The sequence below is a fragment of the Aeromonas sp. ASNIH1 genome (genome assembly GCF_002934285.1).
Lineage (GTDB): Bacteria > Pseudomonadota > Gammaproteobacteria > Enterobacterales > Aeromonadaceae > Aeromonas > Aeromonas caviae.
On the sequence record NZ_CP026228.1, the window covers coordinates 4,940,959 to 4,956,366 of the forward strand.

Consider the following 15,408-nt stretch of genomic DNA (forward strand, 5'->3'; position numbering starts at 1 on the left):
TCTTCCTGGCCCTGCTGGGCAGCGGCCGTCATCTGCTGGAGGCCGGTTGCGGGGCAGGAGAGGATCTGCGCCTCTTTCGCCAGCAAGGCCTCACCGTGACCGCCTTCGATGCGAGCCGGGCGCAGGCCGCCGCCGCCTCGCGCCTGTGCGGCCAGCCGGTGCGAGTCTGCCGCTTTGAGCAGATGCAAAGCGTCGTTCCCTATGACGGCATCTGGGCCAGCGGCTCCCTCCCCTGTCAGCCCGAACACGAGATAGTCCCGGCGCTCGGTCATCTGGCCACCCTGCTCAAGGCCGGGGGCCCCCTCTACGCCTCCTTCCCCCACGGGAAAGGCGAACCGCTGCCACGGTCGGGGGAATATCCCCTGCAGACCCGGCTCGACGAGGCGGGGCTGCGACGCCTGATCGCTCCCCTCCCCTTCACCCTGCACCATGGCTGGGTGGGGGAAGATGAGGTGAACGGCCCCTGGCTGCACGCCTTGCTGGTGCGGCGCTGATCCGCGACCCCCCCGAGGGCAGTGACACCTCACGGCATTCAGCCCATTAACAATATTTAACCCTGAGTTAACCACCATAAAGCAGACAAGATGCGGTGTTTGTGTTAAAAAGCGGCATTAAAATCAAAATTAAATAACAAATCAGACACCAACACCTGGATTCCCCCATGAAACTCGTTCTCAATCTGGTTGCCGGTATCCTCGCCGGCCTGCTGCTCGGTCTCTATGCCCCCGAATGGGTCGCCCGCGTGCTGTTCACCGCCAAGACGGTGATCGGCCAGCTCATCACCTTCACCATCCCGCTCATCATCCTCTTCTTCATCATGAGCGGCATCGCCAGCCTGCCGAAGAACTCCGGCAAGCTGCTGGGCAAGACGGTGGGGCTCTCCTACTGCTCCACCATACTGGCGGGCCTGTTCGCCTTCACCGTGGCGAGCCACCTGATCCCGCACCTGACCACGGCCGCCGAGCCCACCGCCGAGGCAGCCACCAAGCTCGCTTCCTATATCAACCTCGAGATCCCGCCCCTGTTCGGGGTGATGTCGGCCCTGGCCGCCGCCTTCGTGTTCGGCATCGGCATCAGCGCCACCCAGGCCACCGACCTGCGCCGGGTCGCCGATCAGGGCCGTGACATCATCGACCGCCTGCTGGCACGCGTGATCATTCCCCTGCTGCCCTTCTACATCGCCGGCGTCTTCGTCGAGATGACGGTGGAAGGCACCGTCTTCGCCACCCTCAAGACCTTCGGGGTAGTGCTGGTGATGGCCATCGTCATGCACTGGATCTGGCTCTGCGTCCTGTTCGTCGGCACCGGCCTCGCCCAGGGGCGCTCCCCCGTCATGCTCATCAAGAACATGCTGCCCGCCTACTTCACCGCCCTTGGCACCATGTCCAGCGCCGCCACCATTCCGGTGGCCCTGCAAGCCAGCAAGCGCAACGGCGTGAGCGACGGCATCGCCAACTTCACCGTGCCCCTGTGCGCCACCATCCACCTGTGCGGCTCCACCATCACCCTGGTGACCTGCGCCACGGCGGTGATGTTCCTCTCCGAGCACCTGGCCATTCCGGGCTACGGCACCATGGTGCCCTTCATCATGATGCTGGGCGTCATCATGATTGCCGCGCCGGGCGCACCGGGTGGCGGTGTCATGTCCGCGCTCGGCCTGCTCACTTCCATGCTCGGCTTCGGTGAGGCCTCCATCGCCCTGATGATCGCCCTCTACCTGGCCCAGGACAGCTTCGGCACCGCCTGCAACGTCACCGGTGACGGCGTCATCGCCCTGTGGGCCGATCGTTTCGCCCAAAGTGGCGAGCCAGCACTCAGCACCGAGCAGGACGCAGCCTGATAGCGCAGACAATAAAAAACGGGAGCCATCGGCTCCCGTTTTTCGTTGGCGCAAGGGGGCGTCTCAGCCCCGGCGACGGATCACCCCTTCCTGCATGGTGCTCGCCACCAATACCCCATCCCGGGTGAAGAACTGGCCGCGCACCAGACCCCGACCGCCGCTGGCGCTCGGGCTGTCCACCACGTAGAGCAGCCAGTCGTCCAGCCGGAACTCCCGGTGGAACCACATGGAGTGATCGATGGTGGCCACCTGCATGTCCGGCTCCCAGTAGGAGACCCCGTGGGGCTGCAGGGCGGCGAACAGGAAGTGGAAGTCGGAGGCATAGGCCAGCAGGTAGTTGTGGACCCGCTGATCGTCCGGCACCGGGCCATTGGCCTTGAACCAGGTGTAGCGAAGGGGCTCGTGGACATCCGGGCGAATGGGGTCCACCAGGGTCACGGGGCGAATTTCGATGGGCTTCTCGCACAGGATCTTGTCCCGCAGGGCCGCCGGGATCATCTGCTCGTAGGGACGCACCAGCTCCAGCTCGCTCTTGAGCTGCTCCGGGGGCGTGATGCTGGCCGGCATCTTCGCCTGGTGCTCGAAGCCCTCGGCTTCCACCTGGAAGGAGGCGTTGAGGTAGAAGATGGGCTTGCCATTCTGGATGGCCTTGACCCGGCGGGTGGAGACGGTCTGGCCGTCGCGGATGTTCTCCACGTCGTAGACGATGGGCTTGTTGGCATCCCCGGGGCGCAGGAAGTAGGAGTGGAAACTGTGGACCTGGCGGTCGCTTGCCACCGTCTGCTTGGCGGCTGACAAGGCCTGCCCCATCACCTGTCCGCCAAACACGGATCGCAACCCGAGATCCTGGCTCTGGCCCCGAAACAGGCCCTCCTCGATCTTTTCGAGCGCCAGCAACGCCAGCAGCTCATCCAGTACCTTGCTCATTGGTTTCTCCTGTCTTTGTGCGCGAAAGGCTAACAAGCCCGTCCCGACAGGGCAACCATCCTGATGCACATCCCCGTCTGCAACCACCTCCCCTTCAAAAAAGGGAAGTGTATGACGCTTTCCAGCCCGTACAGAGGGCACTCTGGCCCCCTCCCCTGGCAAGGGGAGGGCTGGGGTGGGGTCAGACGCGATCAAGCCATGCCCGAATAGAGACAACCACCCCGGGTAGATTTTCCATCACCTCCCTGTTGCTAAATCTCAGTACCGTCAGCGACAGGGCCGCCATGTAGGCATCCCGTCGCTTGTCATGACGCAGACCCCGCATGTCGAAATGGCTGTTGCCATCAACCTCAATGACCAACAACCGCCCGGGGCAGTAAAAATCCGCAATGTATGGGCCTATACCTTGCTGACGGCGAAACTTGACTCCGAGTTGCCCAGCCCGAAGCGCCTGCCACAATCGCCGTTCAGGCTCTGTTGGATTGTTTCGTTGTTCACGCCGTTTATCCAGCGTGGCCTCGCGGTTGAAAACACGAACTGGCTTCTCGTTCATGACAGTATTCCTCCGACTATGACCCTTGTCAGCATAACAACTACTCACCCCCTCCCAGCCTCCCCCTTCAAAAGGGGGAGGAGCTTGTCTGGCCCTTTCTCTCCCCTGTGCGATTCAGTCTCAAGGAGCCCGGCAGGAGCAGAAAACAAAAAAGCCCGCACCTTGGGGTGCGGGCTTGTGGCGTGTCCGGGGCGAGCGGCCCGTGGTGGCGGCTTACTTGCTGCCGGTGCCGGAATTGCGGGTGGAGGAGGTCGGCTTGCGACGGGCGGTGGTGGCACGGGCGCGCGGCTCCTTGCCCTGCATCTCCTTGTGGCGCTTCACGGCGCGACGGATCTGGGCGGCCTGCTTGTGGCGGGTGCTCTTGCCATCCTGCTGCAGATCGACCTTGGATTCGGTCTCGTTGGGCAGGTTGACCAGGCCGCGCAGGTAGTTCACTTCGGGCAACTTCAGCTCCTGCCAGCCGCCGCGGGGGATGCCGCGATCCAGGGTGACGTCGCCGTAGCGGATACGCATCAGGCGGCTCACCTGCACTTCCTGGGATTCCCACAGGCGGCGCACTTCCCGGTTGCGGCCCTCGGTCAGGGTGACGTTGAACCACTGGTTCAGCCCTTCACCGCCGGCCGGCTTGATCTTGTTGAACTTGGCCATGCCGTCTTCCAGCTGCACGCCCTTGCGCAGGCGCTGCAGCATGGCTTCGGTGATCTCGCCAAAGACGCGCACCGCGTATTCCCGCTCCACTTCGTGGCTCGGGTGCATCAGCCGGTTCGCCAGCTCGCCGTCGGTGGTGAACAGCAAGAGACCGGAGGTGTTGACGTCCAGACGACCCACCGCAATCCAGCGGGCGCCATCCATCTTGGGCAGACGATCAAACACGGTGGGACGTCCTTCCGGATCGTGGCGGGTGCACATCTCCCCTTCGGGCTTGTGGTAGGCCAGCACGCGGCAGATCACTTCCTCTGCGGCGCGGGTCTTGACCTGGTGGCCATCCACCCGGATCACGGCGTTCACTTCGACGCGATCCCCCAGCGTGGCGACCTTGCCATCCACGCTGACCCGACCTGCGGTGATCAGGGCCTCCATCTCACGACGGGAGCCTTGACCCGCGCGGGCCAATACTTTTTGCAGTTTTTCACTCATCGGGGTTACCTGATTGTTGATCGCTGCCCGCCGACATCGCGGACAGCATGGATGTCTGTGAGGCCGCCTCGCGGGCATCCTCACCATGTTCATGCGCAAGACGGCCCGCGGCGGGCCGCCCATCGCCTCCCTCGTCCGGCATGAGCGACAAGGGATGGGGCAGTTCGGGATCCAGCTCGGGGAGCTGCTCCAGACTCTGCAGATTGAAATAGTCCAGAAATTCGCGGGTGGTGGCGAGCAGCTCGGGACGACCCGCCACCTCCTTGTGTCCTATGCTGCGCACCCAGCCGCGCTCTTTCAAGGTGTTGACGATCTGGCTCGAGACCGCCACCCCGCGGATGGCTTCTATCTCTGCCCGGGTGATGGGCTGACGATAGGCAATCAGGGTCAGGGTTTCCAACACGGCGCGGGAATAACGGGGCGCCCGCTCGCTCCACAGGCGAGAGAGCTCCTCGGCATACTCCTGGCGGGCCTGGAAACGCCAGCCGGAGGCGACCTCCTTGAGCTCGACCCCCCGCGTCTCATAGTCTTTCTTGAGCTCCGCCAGCAGCAGCTGGACGTAGCGGCCGGTGACCGGGTAATCCGCCAGCACGCTGCCCTTGAGCTCGCTGACGTTGAGCGGGCGCCCGGCGACGAACAGGGCCGCCTCGATCAGGGTCTTCAGCCGTTCAGCGGGCAGCGCCACGACAGGCCTCCTGGGCTATGCCCATGGCCGTGAGCGGCCGCTCAGTGTACATGCTCATGCGCCGTCTCCTGACTTGCCAGGGCAAAGTGGATGGGCCCCAGGGGCTCTGCCTGCAGGATCCAGATAAGCTGCTCCTTGCACAGCTCCAGCAGGGCCAGGAAGGTCACCAGTACCCCCATGCGCCCCTCCTCGGCCCGCAGCACCTGCTCCAGGCGCAGGGTCTGGCCCAGGGAGAGCATGGCGAGGATCTCCGCCATCCGCACCCGGGTCGGGATCTGCTCCCGGCGGATCTGGTGATGCTCAAAATGAGTCGCGCGTTTTACCACACTTTGCATGTAAAGGGCGAGCTCAACCAGTGAAACATCGGGGGCCAGCGGCTTCAGGGCACCAAAATCCGGCGGCAGGGCCGCGGCGACGAAGATCTCCCGTTCCACCCTCGGCAGGGCATTGACCCGCTCCGCCCCCAGCTTGTAGCGCTCGTACTCCTGCAGGCGGCGAATGAGGGTGACGCGAGGGTCTTCCCCCTCCTCCTCGTCCTCCAGCTCCGGGGCCTTGGGCAGCAGCAGGCGGGATTTGATCTCCGCCAGCCAGGCCGCCATCAGCAGGTACTCCGCCGCGAGCTCGAGGTTGAGCCCCTGCATCAGCTCCACGTACTCCATGTACTGGGCGGTGATCTGCAGGATCGGCAGGTTCAGGATGTCGAGCTGCTGGCGCCGGATGAGGTAGAGCAGCAGATCCAGCGGCCCCTCGAAGGTGTCGAGAAACACCTCCAGCGCATCGGGGGGGATGAACAAATCCTGGGGCAGCTCGTGGTAGGGCTGCCCCAGCACAGTCGCGATGGGCGGGGGAAGGGAGCTTTCCCCAGCCGTGCCCGGTGCGCTCAGCGCCTCGGGCACGGGGTCGGCAAGATCACTCAAACGGCGTCGGATCCCCGGCACCGCGACGGCGCAGCACGGGCTCGTCGTCGGAGAAGTCCACCACAGTGGTGGGCTGCTCGCCGAGATACCCGCCGTTGACCACCAGATCCAGCTGCTTGCCGAGCTTGTCGGCGATCTCCTCGGGGTCGAACTCCGCCATCTCGGAACCCGGCAGGATCAGCGTGGTAGAGAGCAGCGGCTCGCCGAGCGCCTCGAGCAATGCGAGCGCTATGTTGTTGGCAGGCACCCGGATACCGATGGTCTTCTTCTTCTCGTTCATGAGGCGACGCGGCACCTCCTTGGTGGCCTTGAAGATGAAGGTGTAGGGGCCGGGGGTGTTGTTCTTGATCAGACGAAACGCGCTGTTGTCCACCTTGGCGTAGGTGGAGATCTCAGAGAGATCACGGCACACCAGGGTGAAGTCATGGTTCGGTTCGATGCGGCGGATGCGGCAGATGCGCTCCAGCGCGTCCTTGTTGCCCATCTGGCAACCCAGGGCGTAACCGGAGTCGGTGGGATAGACGATAACGCCGCCACTTTGCAGGATCTGCACCGCCTGGCTGATGAGGCGAGCCTGGGGATTGTCCGGGTGTACGTAAAAATGCTGGCTCATATGTTCTTCTCGCGATTGGGGCACGCTCGTTGCCCGCTTCATGGTCAAGGGCCACCTGGCCCATGACACTACCTTAACCTGTTTGACGCAGACTCGCCCGCATCAAAGACGCTCTCCCGCCGGTGGCAACCCTCAGCGGCTGGCCAGCAGGCCCGCATGCTCCTCCGGGGTCAGCCCGAAATGGCCGGGGTGGCCGAGCCAGAGCGGCATGCCCTCCTTGGGCAGCCAGAGGTGGCGGCCAAGCTCGGTCCAGTTGGAGGGGAAGTGAAAATCGGACCCCACCGAAATATAGAGATCGTGCTCCCTGGCCCACTGGCCGAGATTCGCCCGCTCCTGGGGGCTCTGCTGGGGCAGGGAAACCTCCATGGCATCCCCCCCGACGGCCTTGAAGGCCACCAGCAGCCGCTTGATCCACTTGGCGGTGAGATTGTAGCGGCTCGGGTGAGCCAGCACCGCCAGCCCGCCTGCGGCGTGGATGGCCTCGATAGCCTCTCCCATCCCGGGCCACTCGGCGGGCACATAGCCCTTGTTGCCCCGGCTCAGGTACTTCTTGAACACCTTCTGCATATTGTCGGCCACCCCGCGCGCCACCAGCACCCGGGCAAAGTGGGCCCGGGTCACGGCGGCGTCACCGGCAAGCTGCTTGGCCTCTTCATAGGTGCCCGGGATGAGGCACTTCTCCAGACGACGCCCGATCTCCTCGGCGCGCGCCTCCCGGCGAGCCCGCTGCCCTGCCAGAAAGGCGAGCAACTGGGGATTTTTCTCGTCCACCCCGAGGGCCACGATGTGGATCTCGTGATGCTCCCACCCGGTGGAGATCTCCACCCCGCTCACCAGGCGCAGTGGCAGCTGGTCAGCCGAGATGGTCTGGCGCACTTCTTCAAGCCCGTCGAGGGTATCGTGGTCAGTGACCGCTAACACCTCCACCCCTTTTTCGGCGGCGCGGCGCACCAGGTCGGCGGGGCTCAGCACCCCGTCCGAGGCGGTGGTGTGGCAATGAAGATCGAATATCATCGGCGTGTTTCGCTCTTGTTTGGGACCTGCCTGGAAAAGGCCGGCAAAAAAGCGACTTGACTTGGCCGCGGCTTTATCGTTTTCTGTAGGCACTTCATTGCAAACATCTTTTTACAGGACTCAATCTCATGCAAGCGACTTCCATTCTGACCATCTGGTGGTGGCACACTCCCTGACATGCGGGCGTGTGGTCGTTGCTGTACCTGTAATCTGACAGCAAGTTAAGAACCCAAAGAAAAAGCCCGCTGACCCCAGCGGGCTTTTTTATTATCCGGCAAATGGACCTGTGATGAAACCGACAATTCAGAGAAGCACACTGACATGGCGATGGCGATGGCGAACTCGCTGACGTGACCCGAACCCGACCCATTTTCAAGAGAGACAGCGCCATGACCATCGGTGACACACAACACATGCAAGGGAAGGCATTATGACAGGCAACAAGACCCGTTTGCCCCTGGGCGAATTCGATACCATCCGGCTCAATGCCCCCTATGTGACAGACCCCCTGGCACTCTATACCCGACTCTGCCAGGACAGACCCAACAACCTGCTGCTCGAATCGGTGGAGATCGACTCCAAGGCCGGTACCCAGAGCCTGCTGCTGGTGGATGCCTGCCTGCGCATCGAGTGCCGCGGCCGCGCCGTGCAGGTGCGCCCCCTCGGCGACAACGGCGCCGCCCTGCTGCGCCTGCTGGAGCAGCGCCTGCCCACCGTCATCACCCAGACCCGGGTGGCGGACGAGCTGCACCTCGACTTCCCGGCGTCCGATCGGGAGCTTGACGAAGACAGCCGCCTCAAGGGCAGCAGCGTGCTGGACGTGCTGCGTACCCTGCAGCGGGAGCTGCAATGCCAGCAGGGCAAAGAGGCCCTCTTCATGGCGGGCAGCTTCGCCTACGACCTCATCGCCTCCTTTGAAGACTTGCCCGAGGTGCCAGAGGGGAGCAACGACTGCCCTGACTACTGCTTCTATGTGGCCGAGACCCTGATCACCATCGACCACATCAAGCAGAGCACCCAGTTGGTGGCCTGCCTGTTCGGCGGCGAAGAGGATGAGCAGCTGGACGCGCGCTACGCCCGCCTGACCGCTCGCCTCGAGTCCTTCAAACAGGCCTGTCAGCAGCCGCTGCCTGCGCCACAGGGCACGGCGCCGCTGACCGGCGCCCTGGCCGTCGACAAGGGGGACAAGCAGTTCTGCGCCGAGGTCGAGAAGCTCAAGGGCTTCATCCGCCGTGGTGACATCTTCCAGGTGGTGCCGTCCCGCAGCTTCTCCCTCCCCTGCCCGGATCCCGTCGCCGCCTATCGCCGCCTCAAGCAGACCAACCCCAGCCCCTACATGTTTTACGTGCAGGACGAGGGCTTCACCCTGTTTGGCGCCTCCCCCGAGAGCGCGGTCAAGTTCTGCGCCAACAGCCGCCAGGTGGAGATGTACCCCATCGCCGGCACCCGCCGCCGCGGCCTCAACCCGGACGGCAGCATCAACCTGGATCTGGACGGCCGCATCGAGCTGGAGCTGCGCCAGGACGAGAAAGAGGTGGCCGAGCACCTGATGCTGGTGGATCTGGGCCGCAACGACATTGCCCGCATCTCCGCCCCCGGCACCCGCTACGTCAAGGATCTGCTCAAAGTGGATCGCTACAGCCACGTCATGCACCTGGTCTCCCGGGTGGTGGGCACCCTTCGCGCCGACCTTGACGCCCTGCACGCCTACCAGGCCTGCATGAACATGGGCACCCTGACCGGTGCCCCCAAGCTGCGCGCCAGCGAGCTCATCCGCATGGTGGAAGGCAAGCGTCGTGGCAGCTACGGCGGCGCCGTGGGTTACCTGAACGGCGCAGGGGAAATGGACACCTGCATCGTCATCCGCTCCGCCTTCGTGAAAGAGGGGGTCGCCCATGTCCAGGCCGGCGCCGGGGTGGTCTATGACTCCAAACCCCAGGCCGAGGCAGACGAGACCCGCGCCAAGGCGGCGGCCGTGCTGGCCGCCATCGCTGCCAGCCATGGCACCTCCCTGCAGGCCCTCAGCGCCCAGCAGGAACAACACAAGGACGTGATCCATGACTAACATCTTCCTGCTCGACAACTTCGACTCGTTTACCTACAACCTCGTCGACCAGTTCCGCACCCTGGGCTACCCGGTGCGCATCTACCGCAACAGCCTGCCTGCGAGCCGCATCATGCAGGAGATCGACGCCTGCGAAGGGGACGCCGTGCTGGTGCTCTCCCCGGGGCCGGGCGCCCCCCATGAGGCGGGCTGCCTCATCGACCTCATCAAGCTGGCCCGGGGCCGGGTGCCCATCCTCGGCATCTGTCTCGGTCATCAGGCCCTGTGCGAAGCCTACGGCGGCACCGTCGGGGCGGCGGGGGAAATCGTCCACGGCAAGCGCTCCCTCATCGAGCACAACGGCCATGGCGCCTTCGCGGGGCTGCCGAGCCCCTTGCCGGTGGCCCGCTACCACTCCCTGGTGGCCACCTATGTGCCACAAGAGTTGCAGGTGATTGCCCACTATCAGGGCATGCCCATGGCCATCGAGCAGCGTGACGAGCGGGTGCTGGGCTTCCAGTTCCACCCGGAATCCATCATGACCAGCGAAGGGGCCCGCCTGCTCACCCAGGCCCTCGCCCATGTCACCCGTCCAGAAAGCCACGTGCGGTAAGGAAGAGACCATGCATCAACATCTCAACACCCTCTATCAGGGTCAGTCTCTCACCCGCGACGCCGCCCGCGACGCCTTCGGCCAGGTGGTTCGTGGTGAAGTGGATCCCATCGTGCTCGCGAGCCTTCTGACCGCCCTCAAGATCAAGGGGGAGACCCCGGAGGAGATCGCCGGCGCCGCCGAGGCGCTCTTGGCCGAAGCCCGCGACTTCCCGCGCCCGGACTATGCCTTCTGCGACATCGTCGGCACCGGAGGGGACGGCCTCAACACCATCAACGTCTCCACCACCTCGGCCCTGGTGGCCGCCGCCTGCGGCCTGAAAGTGGCCAAGCACGGCAACCGCTCGGTCTCGAGCAAGTCGGGGTCGAGCGACCTGCTCGATAAGATGGGCATCAAGCTCGACATGAGCCCGGCCCAGGCCCGCCGCTGCCTGGACGAGCTCGGGGTCTGCTTCCTGTTCGCCCCCCAGTACCACGCCGGGGTGCGCCACGCCATGCCGGTGCGCCAGGCCCTCAAGACCCGCACCCTGTTCAACGTGCTGGGGCCGCTCATCAACCCCGCTCGCCCCAGCTTCCAGCTGATGGGGGTCTATGCCCCCGAGCTGGTGCGCCCCATCGCCGAAACCCTGCTGGCACTCGGCCTGAAAACCGGTATGGTGGTGCACGGCGCCGGCCTCGACGAGATTGCCATCCACGGCCCGACCCAGGTGGCGGAGATCCGCGACGGCGAAATTCGCGAGTACTTGCTCACCCCGGCGGACTTTGGCCTCGACACCTACCCGGTCAGCGCCATCCAGGGCGGTGAGCCCGAGGAGAACCGCGCCATCACCGCCGCCATCCTGGAAGGGCGCGGCAGCCCGGCCCACAACGCCGCCATCGCCGCCAACGTGGCGCCGCTCCTGGTGATGGCGGGCGAGGCCCCGGACTTTAGGCAGGCCGCCGCCCGGGTGCTGGCGGTGCTGGCAAGCGGCCAGGCCGCTCTCCTCGCCCGGGATCTCGCCACCCTGAGCCATCAGGAGGCATGATGTCAGCCACCACCACAGCGTGCCCCAGGGGCACTCACCCAGAACGCCCGACGGGCAACAGCCAGCTTCGCAAGGATAACGAGATGTCAGATGTCATTGCTCCCCACGCCTTTCTGAACATGGCCTCCATCAGCCAGACCATTCTCGGCAAGATCGTGGCGGCCAAGCAGGAGTGGGTCGCCGCCCGCAAGGAGAGCCAGCCCCTGGCGAGCTTCCAGGACGCGCTGACCCCAAGCGATCGGGACTTCGAGGGGGACCTGCGCAAAGGCTCCACCCGCTTCATTCTGGAGTGCAAGAAGGCCTCCCCCTCCAAGGGCTTGATCCGCAACGACTTCAGCCCGGAGGCCATCGCCGACATCTATGGCCACTACGCCACCGCCATCTCGGTGCTGACGGACGAGAAGTTCTTCCAGGGGGATTTCGCCTTCCTGCCCCGGGTACGGGGCCGCGTCCAGCAGCCGGTGCTCTGCAAGGACTTCATGATTGACCCCTATCAGGTCTATCTGGCCCGCCACTATCAAGCGGACGCCATCCTCCTGATGCTCTCCGTGCTCACCGACGAGGGGTATCGCGCCCTGTTCAACGTGGCGAAAGAGTTGGGCCTGGGGGTGCTCACCGAGGTGAGCAACGAGGAGGAGCTGACCCGCGCCATCGACCTCGGCGCCCCGGTGATTGGCATCAACAACCGGGATCTGCGGGATTTGAGCGTCGATCTTGCCCGCACCCGGCAACTGGCGGCCAGGATCCCGGGGGATCGGGTGGTGATCAGCGAATCCGGCATCAACCACCGCGCCCAGGTGGCGGCCCTGCGCCACCACGCCAAGGGCTTCCTGGTGGGATCTTCCCTCATGGCGGAGCCGGATCTGGAGGCCGCGGTGCGCAAGCTCGTGCTCGGCCAGAACAAGGTGTGCGGCCTGACCCGTCCCGAGGACGCCGCCGCCGCCCATCAGGCGGGCGCCGTGTTCGGCGGCCTCATCTTTGTGGCGAAAAGCCCGCGCTACGTGGACATTCCCGCCGCCCGCGCCGTGATGGCGGGCGCGCCGCTCTCTTACGTCGGGGTGTTTCGCAATGCCCAGCCCGCCACCATCGCCAAGACGGTGGATGCGCTGGGGCTCGCCGCCGTGCAACTGCACGGGGACGAAGACGCCGCCTATATCGAGACCCTGCGCCCCCTGCTGCCGGCGGGCTGCCAGATCTGGAAGGCCGTCGGAGTCACAAGTGGCGAGCCCCTGCCCACCCTCGACTACCCGGCGGATCGCCTGCTGCTTGATACCAAAGTCGGCAGCCAGAGCGGCGGCACCGGCCAGGCGTTCGACTGGACCCTGCTGGCCGGGCTCGACAAGAGCAAACTGATGCTGGCGGGGGGCCTCAACCCCGACAACGCCCTCGAGGCCGCGCAAGTGGGCTGCCTCGGCCTTGATTTCAACTCCGGGGTGGAGAGTGCCCCGGGCAGGAAGGATGCTCACAAGCTGGCGGCTGCCTTTGGGGCCCTGCGCCAACTGTGAGCGCCTCCGTGACTCATTCAACGAATTAATGAACTGCGTTTGCCCATAAGCACAAGGAATAATGTATGACCCTGCTCAATCCGTTTTTCGGTGAATTTCGTCGATGACATGTATGTGCCCCAGCCATACGCCTCAGCCCGCCAAGGCTCATACCTGATCTCAATTGCAGAATGTAAAGGAAGATAACCATGACCCTGCTCAATCCGTTTTTTGGTGAATTTGGCGGTATGTATGTGCCCCAGATCCTCATCCCCGCCCTGCTCCAGCTGGAGAAGGCTTTTGTCGATGCCAAGGATGATCCGGCTTTCGTCGCCGAGTTTCAGGCGCTCCTGACCGAGTACGCCGGTCGCCCGACACCGCTCACCCTCACCCGCAATTTGACCAAGGGCACCAAGACCCGCCTCTACCTCAAGCGTGAAGATCTGCTGCACGGCGGCGCCCACAAGACCAACCAGGTACTGGGCCAGGCCCTGCTTGCCAAGCGCATGGGCAAGCACGAGATCATCGCCGAGACCGGCGCCGGTCAGCACGGTGTGGCGACGGCGCTGGCCTGCGCCCTGCTCGGCCTCAAGTGCCGTGTCTACATGGGGGCCAAGGATTGCGAGCGCCAGAAGCCGAATGTGTTTCGTATGAAGCTGATGGGTGCCACCGTGATCCCGGTGCACTCCGGCTCCAGCACCCTGAAAGATGCCTGCAACGAGGCGCTGCGGGACTGGGCTGCCAACTATGAAACCGCCCACTACCTGCTCGGCACCGCCGCTGGCCCCCACCCCTTCCCCACTATCGTGCGGGAGTTCCAGAAGATGATCGGGGAAGAGGCCAAGGCCCAGTGCTTCGAAAAAGAAGAGCGCCTGCCGGATGCGGTGATCGCCTGCGTCGGCGGCGGCTCGAATGCCATCGGCATGTTCGCGGACTTTATCGATGAGCCTTCCGTTCGCCTTATCGGGGTCGAGCCGGGTGGTCACGGCATCGAGAGTGGCGAGCACGGTGCGCCGCTGGGTCACGGCAGCAAGGGGGTCTTCTTTGGCATGCACTCCTTCCTGATGCAGGACAACCAGGGCCAGATCCAGGAGTCCTACTCCGTCTCGGCGGGGCTGGACTTCCCCTCCGTCGGCCCCCAGCACGCCCACCTGGCCGCCATCGGCCGCGCCGAGTACCCCTCGGTGACCGACAAGGAGGCGCTGGACGCCTTTCAGGAGCTGGCCAAATCCGAAGGCATCATACCGGCGCTGGAGTCCTCCCACGCCCTGGCTCATGCCCTCAAGATGGCCCGCAGTGAACCGGAAAAAGAGCAGGTGCTCATCGTCAACCTCTCCGGCCGTGGCGACAAAGACATCTTCACCGTTGCCGACATCTTTGAAAAAGAAGGAACCTTGTCATGAACCGTTACGCACAACTCTTCTCCCGTCTGGACGAAGCCAATCAGGGCGCCTTTGTGCCGTTCGTGATGCTGGGTGACCCCACCCCCGAATTGTCCCTGGCCATCGTCGATGCCCTGGTCGAAGGGGGCGCCGACGCCCTCGAACTCGGCATTCCCTTCTCCGATCCGGTGGCAGACGGCCCCACCATTCAGGGCGCAGCCCTGCGTGCCTTTGCCAGCCACACCACCCCGGACGACTGCTTCGGCCTGCTCGCCCGCATCCGCGCCAAGTACCCGGAACTGCCCATTGGCCTCCTGGTCTACGCGAACCTGGTCTATGTGCGCCACATCGACGGCTTCTACGAGAAGTGCCAGCAGGCAGGGGTGGACTCGGTGCTGGTGGCGGACGTGCCGGTGCAGATGTGCGAACCCTACAAGGCGGCCGCCGACAAGTTCGGCATCGACAGCATCTTTATCGCCCCGCCCAACGGCGATGCCGAGACGCTCAAGGCTGTTGCCGAGCTCGGCTCCGGTTACACCTATCTGGTGAGCCGCGCCGGCGTGACCGGTGCCGAGACCAAGGCCGGTATGCCGGTGGAGGGTCTCATCAACACCCTGCGCGAGTTCAATGCCCCCCCCGCCCTGCTCGGCTTTGGCATCAGCGAACCGGCTCAGGTGCGTGAGGCCATCGCCGCTGGCGCCGCCGGTGCCATTTCAGGCTCCGCCGTGGTGAAGATCATCGAGACCCACCACCAGAACCCGGAACATATGCTCACTCGTCTGAAAGAGTTTGTGGAAGGGATGAAGGCCGCGACCAATCGATAAGGGGCGGCATTGGTCAAATGCCATTGACCATGTCTGAGAAAAGGGAGCCTGATAGGCTCCCTTTTGTTATCCGGCGTCAGCGATTCGCTTCTCTGTAGGTCTGATTAGCGAAGCGTAATCAGACGTTCGCGACGTTGATGTGATGGCGCGGCTTCGCCACGCAGGACGCGAGGGCTCTGCCCTCGACGGGGTTTCGCCCGCCCTTCGGGCTGGGGCGAGTGACTTTGGAAAGACCCAAAGTCACCAAAGGTCTTCTCCCCCGCTTATTCGCCCGACTGAAGTCGGGTACCTTCGGCTCACCCTATTGTCCAACGGCACGCGCCGATGGGCCGTCCATGGCCCAGCGCCGCT

General features: G+C 64.4%; 15 protein-coding genes. 8 read left to right on the plus strand and 7 right to left on the minus strand.

What is annotated here, in order from left to right; genetic code table 11:
• Window positions 1-11: 11 nt before the first annotated feature.
• Together C2U37_RS23715 and C2U37_RS23720 are read left to right on the plus strand one after the other, a co-directional pair.
• Window positions 12-494: a class I SAM-dependent methyltransferase gene (locus tag C2U37_RS23715; protein ID WP_104453312.1), complete on the plus strand. Its 483-nt coding sequence runs from the start codon at window positions 12-14 to the stop codon at window positions 492-494.
• Between the two features lie 167 nt (window positions 495-661).
• Window positions 662-1,840 (plus strand): dicarboxylate/amino acid:cation symporter, encoded by a 1,179-nt coding sequence (locus C2U37_RS23720; RefSeq protein WP_104453167.1) that lies wholly within the window; start codon window positions 662-664, stop codon window positions 1,838-1,840.
• Window positions 1,841-1,903: 63 nt separating this feature from the next.
• Here the strand turns inward: C2U37_RS23720 and tesB are convergent, their stop codons facing one another.
• The 7 genes from tesB to rnm all read right to left on the minus strand — a co-directional run bounded on the left by tesB (window position 1,904) and on the right by rnm (window position 7,686).
• Window positions 1,904-2,767, minus strand: coding sequence for an acyl-CoA thioesterase II (gene tesB / locus C2U37_RS23725; protein WP_043155558.1), 864 nt, complete (start codon window positions 2,765-2,767; stop codon window positions 1,904-1,906).
• A 181-nt stretch (window positions 2,768-2,948) separates the two neighbouring features.
• Window positions 2,949-3,320: an endonuclease domain-containing protein gene (locus tag C2U37_RS23730; protein ID WP_104453168.1), complete on the minus strand. Its 372-nt coding sequence runs from the start codon at window positions 3,318-3,320 to the stop codon at window positions 2,949-2,951.
• Window positions 3,321-3,533: 213 nt separating this feature from the next.
• Window positions 3,534-4,457 (minus strand): 23S rRNA pseudouridine(2605) synthase RluB, encoded by a 924-nt coding sequence (gene rluB / locus C2U37_RS23735; RefSeq protein ID WP_010673705.1) that lies wholly within the window; start codon window positions 4,455-4,457, stop codon window positions 3,534-3,536.
• Complete coding sequence (gene scpB / locus C2U37_RS23740; RefSeq protein ID WP_104453169.1) at window positions 4,450-5,142, minus strand: SMC-Scp complex subunit ScpB; 693 nt, start codon at window positions 5,140-5,142, stop codon at window positions 4,450-4,452. The genes rluB and scpB overlap by 8 nt, the downstream gene beginning before the upstream one ends.
• A gap of 41 nt (window positions 5,143-5,183) precedes the next feature.
• A complete protein-coding gene (locus tag C2U37_RS23745) occupies window positions 5,184-6,059 on the minus strand; it encodes a segregation and condensation protein A (RefSeq protein WP_199770494.1) in 876 nt (291 codons plus the stop codon).
• A complete protein-coding gene (locus C2U37_RS23750) occupies window positions 6,052-6,672 on the minus strand; it encodes an L-threonylcarbamoyladenylate synthase (protein WP_104453171.1) in 621 nt (206 codons plus the stop codon). Before C2U37_RS23750 ends, C2U37_RS23745 begins: the two co-directional genes overlap by 8 nt.
• 132 nt (window positions 6,673-6,804) lie before the next feature.
• Window positions 6,805-7,686 carry an RNase RNM gene (gene rnm / locus C2U37_RS23755; protein WP_104453172.1) on the minus strand — a complete coding sequence of 294 codons (882 nt, stop codon included), beginning with the start codon at window positions 7,684-7,686 and terminating at the stop codon, window positions 6,805-6,807.
• A gap of 430 nt (window positions 7,687-8,116) precedes the next feature.
• Between rnm and C2U37_RS23760 the strand changes: the two genes are divergently transcribed.
• The 6 genes from C2U37_RS23760 to trpA all read left to right on the plus strand — a co-directional run bounded on the left by C2U37_RS23760 (window position 8,117) and on the right by trpA (window position 15,057).
• On the plus strand, window positions 8,117-9,751 hold the full coding sequence (locus C2U37_RS23760) for an anthranilate synthase component 1 (RefSeq protein ID WP_104453173.1): 1,635 nt from the start codon (window positions 8,117-8,119) through the stop codon (window positions 9,749-9,751).
• The gene (locus C2U37_RS23765; protein ID WP_039039194.1) at window positions 9,744-10,343 is read left to right on the plus strand and encodes an aminodeoxychorismate/anthranilate synthase component II; all 600 of its coding nucleotides are present in this window, start codon (window positions 9,744-9,746) and stop codon (window positions 10,341-10,343) included. Before C2U37_RS23760 ends, C2U37_RS23765 begins: the two co-directional genes overlap by 8 nt.
• A 10-nt stretch (window positions 10,344-10,353) precedes the next feature.
• Entirely contained in the window at window positions 10,354-11,367 is a 1,014-nt protein-coding gene (gene trpD, locus C2U37_RS23770) for an anthranilate phosphoribosyltransferase (RefSeq protein ID WP_010673697.1), read from the plus strand.
• On the plus strand, window positions 11,367-12,872 hold the full coding sequence (gene trpCF, locus C2U37_RS23775) for a bifunctional indole-3-glycerol-phosphate synthase TrpC/phosphoribosylanthranilate isomerase TrpF (protein WP_102948673.1): 1,506 nt from the start codon (window positions 11,367-11,369) through the stop codon (window positions 12,870-12,872). Before trpD ends, trpCF begins: the two co-directional genes overlap by 1 nt.
• Before the next feature lie 188 nt (window positions 12,873-13,060).
• Window positions 13,061-14,254, plus strand: coding sequence for a tryptophan synthase subunit beta (trpB, locus tag C2U37_RS23780; RefSeq protein WP_041214833.1), 1,194 nt, complete (start codon window positions 13,061-13,063; stop codon window positions 14,252-14,254).
• Entirely contained in the window at window positions 14,251-15,057 is an 807-nt protein-coding gene (trpA, locus tag C2U37_RS23785) for a tryptophan synthase subunit alpha (protein ID WP_102948674.1), read from the plus strand. The genes trpB and trpA overlap by 4 nt, the downstream gene beginning before the upstream one ends.
• The last annotated feature ends 351 nt before the right edge of the window (window positions 15,058-15,408 follow it).